Genomic DNA, 13,682 nt, shown 5'->3' on the forward strand with positions numbered 1-13,682 from the left:
AGACAAGCCACACCCCACCCGGGGGTTCTCCTCACATCAAGCCGACACGCCTGCTACCAACGTCCTGGCTGAGTACAGCTAGCGCGCCACGATCACCGACGAGCCGTGACCGAACAGGCCCTGGTTGGCGGTGACGCCGACCGTGGCGTTCTCCACCTGCCGGCCCGTCGCCTGTCCGCGCAGCTGCCAGGTGAGCTCGCAGACCTGCGCGATGGCCTGCGCGGGGATGGCCTCCCCGAAGCACGCCAGCCCGCCCGAGGGGTTGACCGGGACCTTGCCGCCGATGGTGGTCGCGCCGCTGCGCAGCAGCGCCTCGGCCTCACCCTTGGGGCACAGCCCAAGGTGCTCGTACCAGTCGAGCTCCAGCGCGGTGGACAGGTCGTACACCTCGGCCAGGCTGACGTCCTCGGGCCCGATGCCCGCCTCGGCGTAGGCCGCGTCCAGGATCTGATCCTTGAACACCCGGTCGGGTGCGGGCACCGCGGCGGTGGAATCCGTTGCGATGTCGGGCAATTCGGGCAGGTGCTGGGGGTAGCGGGGGGTGACCGTGCTGACCGCGCGCACCGAAGGGACGCCGTCGAGCGAGCCGAGGTGCTTGCGGGCGAATTCGGCGCTGGCCACGATCAGGGCCGCGGCGCCGTCGGAGGTGGCGCAGATGTCGAGCTGGCGCAGCGGGTCGGCCACCACCGGGCTGGCGAACACGTCGTCGGCCGAGGCCTCCTTGCGGTAGCGGGCATTCGGGTTCTGCAGCCCGTGCCGGGAGTTCTTCACCTTCACCTGGGCGAAGTCCTCGGGCGTCGCGCCGTAGAGGTCCATCCGCCGGCGCGCCAGCAGCGCGAAGTACACCGGGTTCATCGCGCCGATGAGGTGGAACCGCTGCCAGTCGGGGTCGTTCTTGCGCTCCCCGCCGACGGGGGCGAACGCGCCCTTGGGCGTGGTGTCGGCGCCGATCACCAGCGCGACGTCGCAGAAGCCCGCCAGGATCTGGGCCCGGGCGCTCTGCAGCGCCTGCGAACCGCTGGCGCACGCGGCGTAGCTGGAACTCACGGGCACGCCGTTCCACCCGAGCTTCTGGGCGAACGTGGACCCCGCGATGAAGCCCGGGTAGCCGTTCCGGATGGTGTCGGCGCCGGCGACCAGCTGGATCTGGCGCCAGTCCAGGCCGGCCTCGGCCAGCGCGGCGCGCGCGGCGACGACGCCGTATTCGGTGAAGTCGCGGCCCCACTTGCCCCACGGGTGCATGCCGGCGCCGAGGATGTACAGCGGTTCGGGCATCAGGCGATCCTCCATGCGTGCACGATGCGCTGCACCCCGTCGTCGTCGGTGTAGAGCGGCATCGTGGTCAGCTCCATCTCCATGCCGACCTTCAGGTCGGCGGCCAGGGTGCCCTCGACCACCTTGCCCAGCACGATGAGTCCCTCGTCGGCGAGCTCGACGGCGGCAATCGCGAACGGCTCGAACGGATCCGGGGCGGGATAGGGCGCCGGCGGCGGGTACCGGTTTTCGGTGTAGCTCCACAGCGTCCCGCGGTTCGACAACGCGACGGCCTCCAGTGTGTCGCTGGCGCAGCCCGGGTTGGGGCAGTTGTTCTCCCGCGGCGGGAACACGTAGGTGCCGCACTCGGGGCACTTCCCGCCGATCAGGTGGGGGCGACCGGCGTCATCGGTGGCGAACCATCCGTCGATCGCGGGTTGTTGGCTGGTGACCTCTGGCACTCGGCCAGACTACCCAGCGCCAATCCAAAACTGAAACGTGTTGCAGTTCTGCGGCAGCGGCCGGCGCGTCGGTCGGGGTGCCTAGAGTGATAGCCGTGCCCGCTCCGCCCGCTCAGCAGACCGAGGAAAACACCAAGCCGACACTGATGTTGCTCGACGGCAATTCGCTGGCGTTTCGGGCGTTCTACGCGCTGCCCGCCGAGAACTTCAAGACCCGCGGCGGCCTGACCACCAACGCGGTGTACGGCTTCACCGCGATGCTGATCAACCTGTTGCGCGACGAGGCCCCGACGCACGTCGCCGCGGCGTTCGACGTGTCCCGGCAGACCTTCCGCTCCGAGCGGTACCCCGAGTACAAGGCGAACCGCTCGTCGACGCCGGACGAGTTTCACGGCCAGATCGACATCACCAAGGAAGTCTTGAACGCGCTGGGCATCACGGTGCTCGCCGAGCAGGGCTTCGAGGCCGACGACCTCATCGCGACGCTGGCCACCCAGGCCGAGAATCAGGGTTACCGCGTGCTGGTGGTCACCGGGGACCGGGACTCGCTGCAGCTGGTCAGCGACGACGTGACGGTGCTCTACCCCCGCAAGGGCGTCAGCGAACTCACCCGGTTCACGCCCGAGGCCGTCGTCGAGAAGTACGGGCTGACCCCCACGCAGTACCCCGACTTCGCCGCCCTGCGTGGCGATCCCAGCGACAACCTGCCCGGCATCCCGGGCGTGGGGGAGAAGACCGCGTCCAAGTGGATCGCCGAATACGGCTCGCTGCAGGGGTTGGTGGACAACGTCGACTCGGTGCGCGGCAAGGTCGGCGACGCGCTGCGGGCCAACCTGGCCGGCGTGATTCGCAACCGCGAGCTCACCGACCTCGTCAAGGACGTGCCGCTGGCGCAGACCCCGGACACGCTGCGCATGCTGCCGTGGGACCGCGACCACATCCACCGGCTGTTCGACGACCTGGAATTCCGGGTGCTGCGCGACCGGCTGTTCGACACGCTGGCCGCGGTGGAACCCGAGGTCGACGCGGGCTTCGACGTGCGCGGCAGCGCGCTGCAGCCGGGCGAGCTGGCGGTGTGGTTGGCCGAGCACAGCTCGGGCAAGCGCTTCGGCCTGGCCGTCGTCGGCACCCACCTGGCGTACGACGCCGACGCCACCGCGCTGGCCATCGTCTCCGCCGACGGTGAGGGCCGCTACATCGACACCTCCGCGCTGGATCCCGACGACGAGGCCGCGCTGGCGTCCTGGCTGGCCGACCCGGGCCCGCCCAAGGCGCTGCACGAGGCCAAGCTGGCGATGCACGACCTGGCCGGGCGCGGCTGGACCCTGGCCGGCGTCAGCTCCGACACCGCGCTGGCTGCCTACCTGGTGCGGCCCGGGCAGCGCAGCTTTTCGCTCGAGGACCTGTCGCTGCGCTACCTGCGCCGCGAACTGCGCGCGGAAACCGCTGAGCAACAACAGCTTTCGCTGCTCGACGACACCGAGGGCACCGACGACCAGGCGGTCCAGACCCTGATCCTGCGGGCCGTGGCGGTGCTGGACCTGGCCGACGCGCTCGACGAGGAGCTGGCCCGCATCAACTCCACGTCGCTGTTGGGCGGCATGGAGCTGCCCGTGCAGCGGGTGCTCGCCGGCATGGAACACACAGGCATCGCAGTCGATTTGGATCTGCTCGGCGAACTGCAAAGCGATTTCGCCCACCAGATCCGCGACGCGGCCGAGGCGGCCTACGCGGTGATCGGCAAGCAGATCAACCTGGGCTCGCCCAAGCAGTTGCAGACGGTGCTGTTCGACGAGCTGGAGATGCCGAAGACCAAGCGCACCAAGACCGGCTACACCACCGACGCCGACGCCCTGCAGTCGCTGTACGACAAAACCGGCCACCCGTTCCTGCAACACCTGCTCGCCCACCGCGACGTCACCCGGCTCAAGGTGACCGTCGACGGGCTGCTGAACTCGGTGGCCTCCGACGGGCGCATCCACACCACGTTCAACCAGACCATCGCCGCCACCGGCCGGCTGTCGTCGACGGAGCCGAACCTGCAGAACATCCCGATCCGCACCGAGGCGGGCCGGCGGATCCGCGACGCCTTCGTGGTCGGCGACGGCTATGCCGAGCTGATGACCGCCGACTACAGCCAGATCGAGATGCGGATCATGGCCCACCTGTCCCGCGACGAGGGCCTGATCGAGGCCTTCAACACGGGGGAGGATCTGCATTCGTTCGTCGCCTCGCGGGCGTTCGGCGTGCCGATCGAGGAGGTCACCGCCGAGCTGCGCCGCCGCGTCAAGGCGATGTCGTACGGCCTGGCCTACGGGTTGAGCGCCTACGGGCTCGCGGCCCAGCTGAAGATCTCCACCGAGGAGGCGAAGGTCCAGATGGACGCCTACTTCGCCCGGTTCGGCGGCGTGCGCGACTACCTGATGAACATCGTCGAGCAGGCCCGCAAGGACGGCTACACCTCCACGGTGCTGGGCCGCCGCCGCTACCTGCCCGAGCTGGACAGCAGCAACCGCCAGGTGCGCGAGGCCGCCGAGCGGGCGGCGCTCAACGCCCCCATCCAGGGCAGCGCGGCCGACATCATCAAGGTCGCGATGATCGAGGTCGACAAGGCGATCACCGAGGCCGGGCTGAAATCCCGCATGCTGCTGCAGGTGCACGACGAACTCCTGTTCGAAATCGCGCCCGGCGAGCGGGACCAGCTCGAGGCGCTGGCGCGGGAGAAGATGGGCGGCGCCTACCCGCTCGACGTGCCGCTCGAGGTCTCCGTGGGTTACGGCCGCTCATGGGACGCCGCCGCGCATTAACGAAACTTCGCCCCGGAATTTCGCCGACACGACATGTTCTCGTCAGAAACACACAGGCTGCGGCGGCCGAGTTTGGCCAGCGTGTACGCAGTCGAGTAGCCTCAGTAGGTAAATCCCAATTTTGTCCCTACGACCCAACCTGTCCGGAGCAACCCACCACATGCCGAGTCCCACCGTCACCTCGCCCCAAGTAGCCGTCAACGACATTGGCTCCAGCGAGGACTTTCTTGCCGCAATAGACAAAACGATCAAGTACTTCAACGATGGCGACATCGTGGAGGGGACGATCGTCAAAGTGGACCGGGACGAGGTGCTCCTCGACATCGGCTACAAGACCGAAGGGGTCATCCCCGCCCGCGAGCTCTCCATCAAGCACGATGTCGACCCCAGCGAGGTCGTTTCCGTCGGTGATGAGGTCGAGGCCCTGGTTCTCACCAAGGAGGACAAAGAGGGCCGGCTGATCCTGTCCAAGAAGCGCGCGCAGTACGAGCGCGCCTGGGGCACCATCGAGGCGCTCAAGGAGAAGGACGAGGCCGTCAAGGGCACCGTCATCGAGGTGGTCAAGGGTGGCCTGATCCTCGACATCGGCCTGCGTGGCTTCCTGCCCGCGTCGCTCGTGGAGATGCGGCGCGTCCGCGATCTGCAGCCGTACATCGGCAAGGAGATCGAGGCCAAGATCATCGAGCTGGACAAGAACCGCAACAACGTGGTGCTGTCGCGGCGCGCGTGGCTCGAGCAGACCCAGTCCGAGGTGCGCAGCGAGTTCCTCAACCAGCTGCAGAAGGGCGCCATCCGCAAGGGTGTGGTGTCCTCGATCGTCAACTTCGGCGCGTTCGTCGACCTCGGCGGGGTCGACGGTCTGGTGCACGTCTCCGAGCTGTCCTGGAAGCACATCGACCACCCGTCCGAGGTGGTTCAGGTTGGCGACGAGGTCACCGTCGAGGTGCTAGACGTCGACATGGACCGCGAGCGGGTGTCGTTGTCGCTCAAGGCGACTCAGGAAGATCCGTGGCGGCACTTCGCCCGCACGCACGCCATCGGCCAGATCGTGCCCGGCAAGGTCACCAAGCTGGTGCCGTTCGGCGCGTTCGTCCGCGTCGAGGAGGGCATCGAGGGCCTGGTGCACATCTCCGAGCTCGCCGAGCGCCACGTCGAGGTGCCCGACCAGGTGGTCGCCGTCGGCGACGACGCCATGGTCAAGGTCATCGACATCGACCTGGAGCGCCGCCGGATCTCGTTGTCGCTCAAGCAGGCCAACGAGGACTACACCGAGGAGTTCGACCCGGCGAAGTACGGCATGGCCGACAGCTACGACGAGCAGGGCAACTACATCTTCCCTGAGGGCTTCGACGCCGAGACCAACGAATGGCTCGAGGGTTTCGACGCCCAGCGCGCCGAGTGGGAGGCCCGCTACGCCGAGGCCGAGCGCCGGCACAAGATGCACACCGCGCAGATGGAGAAGTTCGCCGCGGCCGAGGCGGCCGGGCACGGCGCCGAGCAGTCGTCCGCCAACGGCGGTGCGCGCGAGGAGAAGGCGGCCGGCGGATCGCTGGCCAGCGACGCCCAGTTGGCCGCTCTGCGGGAGAAGCTCGCCGGCAACGCGTAATAGCGTTCACCCATGCTGCGTATCGGGTTGACCGGCGGCATCGGCGCCGGCAAGTCGGCCCTGTCGGCCACCTTCGCGAAATGCGGGGCCGTGATCGTCGACGGCGACGTGATCTCGCGCGAGGTGGTCCAGCCGGGCACCGAGGGCCTCCAGGCGCTCGTGGCGGCGTTCGGCGACGACATTCTGCTTCCCGACGGGTCACTGGACCGTCCAGCCTTGGCGGCCAAGGCCTTCCGGGATGACGAGGCGCGGCAGCGGCTGAACGGCATCGTCCACCCGCTGGTCGGCAAGCGCCGCGCCGAGATCATCGCCTCGGTGCCCGAGGACTCGGTTGTCGTCGAGGACATTCCGCTGCTGGTGGAATCCGGGATGGCGCCGCTGTTCCCGCTCGTGGTCATCGTGTACGCCGACGTCGAGGTGCGGCTGCGGCGGCTCATCGAGCAGCGCGGCATGCCCGAATCCGACGCCCGCGCCCGGATCGCCGCGCAGGCCAGCGACGAGCAGCGCCGTGCCGTCGCCGACATCTGGGTGGACAACTCCGGCAGCCCGGACGACCTGGTGCAACGCGCCCACGACGTGTGGGACAACCGCATACTGCCCTTCGCGCACAACCTGAGCCGTCGTCAGATCGCCCGGGCGCCGGTGCGGCTGGTGCCGCCGGATCCGAGCTGGCGCGACGAGGCGCAGCGCATCGTCAACCGGCTCAAGACCGCCTGCGGTCACCGGGCCATCCGGGTGGACCACATCGGTTCGACCGCCGTGCCGGACCTGCCCGCCAAGGACGTCATCGACGTGCAGGTCACGGTCGAGTCATTGGCCGGCGCCGACGAACTCGCCGAGTCGCTGTTGTCGGTGGGTTATCCGCGCCTGGAACACATCACCGCCGACGCCGCCAAGCCCGACGCCCGCAGCACCGTGCAGGATTTCGACCATAGTGACGATACCGAATTGTGGCACAAGCGAATTCACGCCTCGGCCGATCCTGGACGGCCGACCAACGTACACATTCGGGTCGCGGGCTGGCCCAATCAGCAGTTCGCTCTGCTCTTCGTCGACTGGCTCACTGCGAATGCCGATGTGCGCGAGCGGTATTCGCGGATAAAACGGGAAGCCGAGGCAGCCGCCGGCGGCGACATCATGCGCTATATCACCGCCAAAGAACCGTGGTTTCGTGACGCCTACCGGCAAGCCTGGGAATGGGCCGACACCACGGGCTGGAAGCCCTGAGCCGCCATGCCGTTCGTCGACGACATCCTGGGCCCGCGACGGCCCTTCGGGAACGAGGCGCCGCGGCTGGTGGCGGGCCGGCGGCGGCGCACCAGCACCATCGACACCCATCCGGATGGGGCGCGCGGCTCACTGGCGGACCTACGGGCGCGCGACGTGGTGGGTGCCGAGGACGGACGTGTCGAGGTGCTCGGCGAGGTCCGAGTGCGGGCACACCTCACCGATCAGGTCGTCGACGACATCACGTCGACCGCTTGTCTTGACGCGCTGCTGGGCTGTCGGGTCGGCGCCGGATTCCGGGCGACGGTTGGCCGGCTGTTCCCGCAGGAGGCAGAGCAGGCCACCCTGCTGCACCTGCTGCTCGACGACTGGGTCGGTGCGACCTTGGTGTCCGGATACGCCACCCAATACGCGGCGATCATCGAGGGTGTCGAAGAGAAGATGCCGCTGGGCATCGCGGATCGGATGGCTGGGATCTGCGCCGGCTTCGCACCGGACGCGTCACTGATCGCATACACCCGGCGGCACGATGTCATCCCGACGGGCCGCGGCCCGGTGGCGCCGCCGCTGAGCGGACTACACGAGGTGGAGCCGCTGCGAGCGCGTGGGATGCGCAGGTACCGGCGGCTGGATCTGGCGGACGCCGACTCCGCGTCGGCACAGTTCCAGGCCCACTTCCGCGACTCTCACGTGGATGACGACTTGGTGGAGACGATTGTGCATGAGTACACCGTCGCCGGCACGGTCGACACCTCGGCGCGGGTCATCACCGGGGTGAGCGCCGAGGTGCGGGTGTTGCCGTGGCAGGAATGCCCCGGGGCGATCGGTAGTGCGTCCCGCATCCGCGGTATGCCCCTCAGCGATTTGCGCGACCGCGTCCGCGGCGAATTCGTCGGCACCAGCACCTGCACCCACCTCAACGACACGTTGCGCGCCATCGCGGATCTGGACGCCTTGATGGATAGCCGGTGAGCAGAGGTGAGGAGTCGGGCAATCGACCCTAGCCGGGTAGCGGTGCGCCGCAGGCCAGCGCGCCGTTGTTCGGATCGGCGTTGCCCGGTGCGGGCTTGACCAGTTGGTCGGCCTGGGTGAAAACGTTGTCGTCGACGTCGATCTCGCAGTGCACGTTCGCCGAGTACGGGAAATGCAGCACTATCCGCATGCCGGCCTGCGCCGGGTCGGGCAACACGGTGTTGGCCTCGAATGCGTTGCCAGGCATGGACGGAAGGTTGGTGGTGTTCGTCTGGCCGCCGTTGATGATGAACGTGGCCTGGCTGCCGGTGGTCAGCGCGTCGATCCGCGCGCGGTAGGTGATGTTGTGCAGGTCCGCCCGCGCGATCGCCGGACTCAGCTGGGCGCCAACGGCAATGATCGCGACGATCGGCAGCAACCTGCGGCCGGTGCTACTCATAGCTGCTGACATTACCCGCTCTCGCGCACCACGTCGCCGGCGTCCTTGTCGGTGCGGATGCCGAGGTAGCGCGGGTGGCGCAGCTTCCCGTCGCGGGTCCATTCGGTGAAGCCGATCTGGACCACCAATTCGGGGCGGGCCCACCGGGCGCCGGCCTCGCGCACCAGGCCGCGGGTGAAGGGCGGCGTGTCCCGCGCGATGGCCGACAGCCGCTGGTGCAGGCGGCGCAGTGTGGCTTCGTCGAAGCCGGTGCCCACCTTGCCGCGTACACCAGGTCGCGGCCGTCGTAATAGCCCAGCAGCAACGCGCCCAGCTCGACCCGGCTGCCCCTGGGGCTGGTGTAGCCGCCGACCACGAATTCCTGGTCGCGCACGCACTTGAACTTCAGCCAATTCTTCGAGCGGCCGCCGTCATACGTCGACTCGGCCAGCTTCGCGATAACGCCCTCGTCGCCGCGCTCGCAGGCCGCGCGGTAGGCGGCGAGACCGTCCTCGATGCGGTGCGGGGTGTAGCGCAGCGGGCCGCCGAATTGAATCGCGTTGCGCAGCAACCGCTTACGCCACACCAGCGGTGCGTCGACCGTCGACTTGCCGTCCAGGTGCAGCAGGTCGAAGACGTAATAGGAGACGCGGATCGGCGAGGCGCGGGCCACGTCGGGGTCGGTGATGCCCAGGCGGCCCTGCAACCGGGCGAAGCTGGTGCGGCGGCCCTGGAACGCCACCACCTCGCCGTCCAGCACGAAGCGGGTCGCGGGCTGGGCGGCCAGCGCATCGACCAGTTCCGGATAGGTCCCGTTGAGCGGCTGGCGGTTTCGGGACAACAGCCGCACCCGGTCGCCGTCCCGAAACGCCAGGCACCGCATGCCGTCGAACTTGCGCTCGAAGATCCATCGCGGATCGGAGAACCGCTTGTCGGTCAGGGTCGCCAGCGTCGGGGATCGCCAGTCGGGCACCGGCTCGTCGCGCAGCGCCGCGCGCACCGCGTCGGGCAGGCCCGCCGCTACTCCTGGCGCCACGTCAGCTCCATCCCGTAGCCGGCCAGCCAGCGGGAGAGGTCATAGCCGTTGCGGGCCAACCCCGCTACCGCGTTCACGGCGCGCCGCACCGCCCGCTCGGCGGCCTCCGGGGTCAGCAGGCCGTGCCGGACGGCGTCCAGCAACTCGTCGACGTCGGCCAGCTCCGCGCCGTCGCCGGTGCGCACGACGATGTCGAGGTAGTGATCCTCCGAACGCCACACCTCGGGTCCGGGCGTGTACTCGCCGACGTCGAGGTAGTAGTCCTGATCGCGCTCATGGCCGGGGTTGAAGTGAAAGACCGTGGCGCGCAAGCCGAGTGACGGCAGCAGCCACGACTCGAGGTAATGGAACTGGGCGCGGCCGGGGGTGGGCCGGGCCACGTAGAGCCCCCACGGGTGGACCGCGTAGTCGTCCACGTCCCGCACGATGCCCTTGGGATCGGTGTTGGTGCGGGCGATCAGGTCGAACGTCTCGTGCTTCGGCGGATGGATGCCCCTACTCTAGTCACCGTGAGCGACCTCAGCGGAAAGACGGCCCTTGTCACCGGCGGGAATTCGGGCATCGGGTTGGCGGCCGCGCGGCGGCTGGCCGACGCGGGCGCCCACGTCATCCTGACCGGTCGCAATCAGGACACCATCGACGCCGCGGTGGCCTCGATCGGCGAACGCGCGACGGGCATCCGCGCCGACGTGGCCGACCCCGACGACCTGGCGGCGGTCGCCGGCGTAATCGCATCCCGGGGAGCGGGCCTCGACGTGCTCTTCGCCAACGCGGGCGGCGGGGAATTCGCGGCGCTGGGCGAGATTTCGGTCGAACACTTCACCACCACGTTCATGACCAACGTGGGCGGCACGCTGTTCACCGTGCAAGCCGTGTTGCCGCTGCTCAACCGCGGGGCGTCGATCGTGTTGACCGGCTCGACCGCCGCCTACAACGGCACCCCGGCGTTCAGCGTGTACGCGGCCACCAAGGCGGCGATCCGCTCGTTCGGCCGGACGTGGGCCGCCGAACTCGTGGATCGGGGGATTCGGGTCAACACGATCGTCCCCGGACCGGTCGAGACGCCGGGGCTGCTGGGGCTGGCGCCGGCCGGACGCGAGCACGAGATACGCGAGGGCGAGGCGGCCAAGGTCCCGATGGGCCGCCTGGGCCGGCCCGAGGAGGTCGCCGCGGCGGTGCTGTTCCTGGCGTCGGACGACAGCAGCTTCATGACCGGCAGCGAGGTCTTCGTCGACGGTGGTGCCGAGCAGATCTAGGGTCGCCCCGGACTATCGGCGCAGGCGGATCCGCCACCGCACGAAACCGGCGTAGAACACCGATAAGGCGGCGAGCATGCCCATGTCCAGCAGCCACACCTTCGGCGTGTGCCGCCAGAACCGGTCCTGGGACAGCAGCGAATCCGGCACCAGGTGCCGCAGGTCGACCGTCGACGCGGCCGCGGCGTAGCCCCAGCGCGCGGGCATCGCGAACGAAAGCTGGTCCAGCCCGAGCCGGCCGGTCACCGGGACCATGCCACCGCAGAGCACCAGCTGCGCCATCACCGTCACCACGAACAGGGGCATGATCTGCTCGCTGGAGCGGACCAGCGACGAAATCGCCAGGCCCAGAATGGCCGACGCCACACAGGTGGCCGCGACGGTCGCGAACAATTCGGCCGTCGCCCCGGCGGTCGAATGGCCGAGCAGGATGGCGCCCCGCGTCGGCGCGCTCTTGCCGATCACCACGATCGCGGTGATGATCGCCGATTGCAGGACGGCGAACCCGCAGAACACCGCGGTTTTGGCGAGCAGGTAGGCCGTCGTGGACAGCCCCACCGCTTGCTCGCGCTGGAAGATGGCGCGTTCGCCGACCAGGTCGCGGATGGTCAGGGCGGTGCCCATGAACGCGGCGGCGGGCATCAGCAGGGCCAGTATCTGCGCCGCCTCGTCGGGCGTCCCCGCGTTCGCGCCCGGCGGATGGAACCCGTTGGCCCCCGGCACCGTCAGCGAGAGCGAACCCAGGATGAACGGCAACAGCGCCAGGAAGACGAAGTAGGCGCGGTCGGCGACCACCAGGCGGATCTGCCGCCGGGCGACCGTCGAAATCTGGCGCCGCACACTGGTGTGCACCGGCTCGCCCAGCGCGGCCGGCTCGTCGGCCTTGTCCGGCAACAGCTTTGGCGGCCGCTTCGCGGCGTCGCGCTGCTCCACGAACCGCCGGTTGGCCTCCTCGGGGTCCGCACCCACCTGGGTGAAGATCTTCGCCCAGTTGGTGGTGCCCATCGCCGCGCCGATCCGATCGGGCGGACCGCAATAGGCGGTCTTGCCGCCCGGGGCCACCAACAGCAACTGGTCGCAGGTGTCGAGGTAGGACAGCATGTGCGTCACCACGATCACCACCCGGCCGGCGTCGGCCAGCTGCCGCAGCATCATCATCACCTGGTGGTCGAGCGCCGGGTCGAGGCCGGAGGTCGGCTCGTCGAGGATCAACAGCGACGGCCCGGTGAGGAGCTCGAGCGCCACCGAGGCCCGCTTGCGCTGGCCGCCGGACAGCTTGTCCACCCGGGTGTCGGCGTGTTTGGTCAGGTCGAGCTCGTCGAGGACCTGGGCGACGACCTTGGCCCGGTCGGCTTTGCTGGTGTCGGGCGGCAGGCGCAGCTCGGCTGCGTAGCCGAGCGCCTGGTTGATGGTCAGCTGGCGGTGCACGACGTCGTCCTGCGGGACCATGCCGATGCGGCTGCGCAACGACGCGTATTCGGCGTGAATGTCGTGGCCCTCGAAGGTGACCGAGCCCGAGCTGGGGGTGGTGTAGCCGGCGATGAGCCTCGCCAGGGTGCTCTTTCCGGCGCCCGACCCGCCGATGACCGCGGTCAGGGTTCCGGGCCGCGCGATCAGCGAGATGTCGTCCAGCAGTTGTTTGCCGTTGTCGACGACGTATTCGACGTTGCGCACCTCGAGACCGCCGGTGCGGGTTGCGGTTTCGCTGCGCGGGGTCAGGGTGCCGTCGCGGCAGACGAGGTCGACGTTGCCGATGGTGACGACGTCGTCGTCGGACAGGATCGCGGAGCCGACCCGGGTCCCGTTGACGAAGGTTCCGTTGATGCTGTTGTCCCGGATCTCGGTGCCCAGCGGCGTCTGCACCAGCGTCGCGTGCCGGCGCGACGCCAGCACGTCGGAGACGACGATGTCGTTCTCCGCGGCGCGGCCGATCGTCAGGGCGCCCGGGCTGCCCGCGGCCGCCGACGAGCGCGGTGAGAGCAACTTCACAAAGCGCGTGGCGAGGTTCGACACGTCGGCCGTCTTGGCGTCGACCACGGTGAGTTCGGCGGGCGGCGTCGGCGCGTGGACGACGGTCCGCTCGGCGGGCGCGACGCCACGCAGCGGGACGGCGGGGGCCGGCGCCTGACGGGGCCGCGAAATCGACTGCCGGGGCAGTGGATTCGGTGGCGCTCCGGGCGGCCGGGGTGCCCGGGTGGGGTTGGTTTGCTCGGGAAGCGCGGACCAGGCCAGCGTCGGCGGCCCGGCCGCCGGATTCGGCTGGGCCCGGCCCGGCCGGTCGGCGTAGCCCTGGCGCGGTCCGATCGCGAAGGTCAGCAGCGGTCCGCGCGGATTGCCGACGTGAATGCTCTGGCCGTCGTGGATGTCGATGACCGGCATCCGGTAGCCGTTGAGATAGGTCCCGTTCAGCGAACCGTTGTCGATTGCCAGCCACCGGCCTTGGTCGAACCGCAGGATCAGGTGGGCGCGCGAAATCCGGGGATCGGCGATGCGCACGTCGGCCTCGGTGTCGCGGCCGACGACCACCTCGTGGCCGGCCGCGAAGGATCGTAGGGACCCGTCGTGCCGAATCGTCAGGACGGGCGGGGCGGGGCGGGTCACCACACAAGTATCTGTGCGCCCGCCGGGGGTTCTATTGGGAGCGG

10 protein-coding genes and 1 pseudogene are annotated in these 13,682 nt (G+C 69.3%); 5 read left to right on the forward strand and 6 right to left on the reverse strand.

Annotated features, from left to right (window positions below; all coding sequences use genetic code 11):
- Positions 1-78: 78 nt before the first annotated feature.
- Both A5730_RS15380 and A5730_RS15385 read right to left on the reverse strand, forming a co-directional pair.
- A complete protein-coding gene (locus A5730_RS15380) occupies positions 79-1,275 on the reverse strand; it encodes a lipid-transfer protein (RefSeq protein ID WP_067902162.1) in 1,197 nt (398 codons plus the stop codon).
- Entirely contained in the window at positions 1,275-1,715 is a 441-nt protein-coding gene (locus A5730_RS15385; protein ID WP_067901895.1) for a Zn-ribbon domain-containing OB-fold protein, read from the reverse strand. The genes A5730_RS15380 and A5730_RS15385 overlap by 1 nt, the downstream gene beginning before the upstream one ends.
- 146 nt (positions 1,716-1,861) lie before the next feature.
- Here A5730_RS15385 and polA point away from each other — a divergent pair, with 146 nt between their 5' ends.
- The 4 genes from polA (at position 1,862) to A5730_RS15405 (ending at position 8,327) form a co-directional block, all read left to right on the forward strand.
- A complete protein-coding gene (gene polA / locus A5730_RS15390; protein ID WP_082946859.1) occupies positions 1,862-4,522 on the forward strand; it encodes a DNA polymerase I in 2,661 nt (886 codons plus the stop codon).
- Positions 4,523-4,682: 160 nt separating this feature from the next.
- Positions 4,683-6,128, forward strand: coding sequence for a 30S ribosomal protein S1 (gene rpsA, locus A5730_RS15395; protein WP_067815002.1), 1,446 nt, complete (start codon positions 4,683-4,685; stop codon positions 6,126-6,128).
- Between the two features lie 12 nt (positions 6,129-6,140).
- Positions 6,141-7,355: a dephospho-CoA kinase gene (gene coaE, locus A5730_RS15400; protein ID WP_067901900.1), complete on the forward strand. Its 1,215-nt coding sequence runs from the start codon at positions 6,141-6,143 to the stop codon at positions 7,353-7,355.
- 6 nt (positions 7,356-7,361) lie between these two features.
- Positions 7,362-8,327, forward strand: a complete 966-nt coding sequence (locus A5730_RS15405) for a DUF2889 domain-containing protein (RefSeq protein ID WP_067901903.1) — start codon at positions 7,362-7,364, stop codon at positions 8,325-8,327.
- Positions 8,328-8,355: 28 nt separating this feature from the next.
- Here A5730_RS15405 and A5730_RS15410 read toward each other — a convergent pair whose 3' ends face one another.
- From A5730_RS15410 to A5730_RS15420, 3 genes and pseudogenes are all read right to left on the reverse strand, one after another.
- The gene (locus tag A5730_RS15410) at positions 8,356-8,766 is read right to left on the reverse strand and encodes a hypothetical protein (RefSeq protein WP_067901906.1); all 411 of its coding nucleotides are present in this window, start codon (positions 8,764-8,766) and stop codon (positions 8,356-8,358) included.
- Between the two features lie 11 nt (positions 8,767-8,777).
- Positions 8,778-9,781, reverse strand: a pseudogene (gene ligD, locus A5730_RS15415) (non-homologous end-joining DNA ligase).
- The gene (locus A5730_RS15420) at positions 9,766-10,206 is read right to left on the reverse strand and encodes a DUF402 domain-containing protein (RefSeq protein WP_067901909.1); all 441 of its coding nucleotides are present in this window, start codon (positions 10,204-10,206) and stop codon (positions 9,766-9,768) included. Before A5730_RS15420 ends, ligD begins: the two are co-directional and overlap by 16 nt.
- Positions 10,207-10,290: 84 nt before the next feature.
- On the opposite strand from A5730_RS15420, the gene A5730_RS15425 reads away from it, so the two are divergent.
- Positions 10,291-11,037, forward strand: coding sequence for an SDR family oxidoreductase (locus A5730_RS15425; protein WP_156745822.1), 747 nt, complete (start codon positions 10,291-10,293; stop codon positions 11,035-11,037).
- Positions 11,038-11,049: 12 nt separating this feature from the next.
- On the opposite strand, the gene A5730_RS15430 is transcribed toward A5730_RS15425, so the two are convergent.
- Positions 11,050-13,641 (reverse strand): FHA domain-containing protein, encoded by a 2,592-nt coding sequence (locus A5730_RS15430; protein WP_197506269.1) that lies wholly within the window; start codon positions 13,639-13,641, stop codon positions 11,050-11,052.
- Positions 13,642-13,682 lie beyond the last annotated feature (41 nt).

This window comes from Mycobacterium sp. ACS4054, from assembly GCF_001667275.1.
GTDB lineage: Bacteria > Actinomycetota > Actinomycetes > Mycobacteriales > Mycobacteriaceae > Mycobacterium.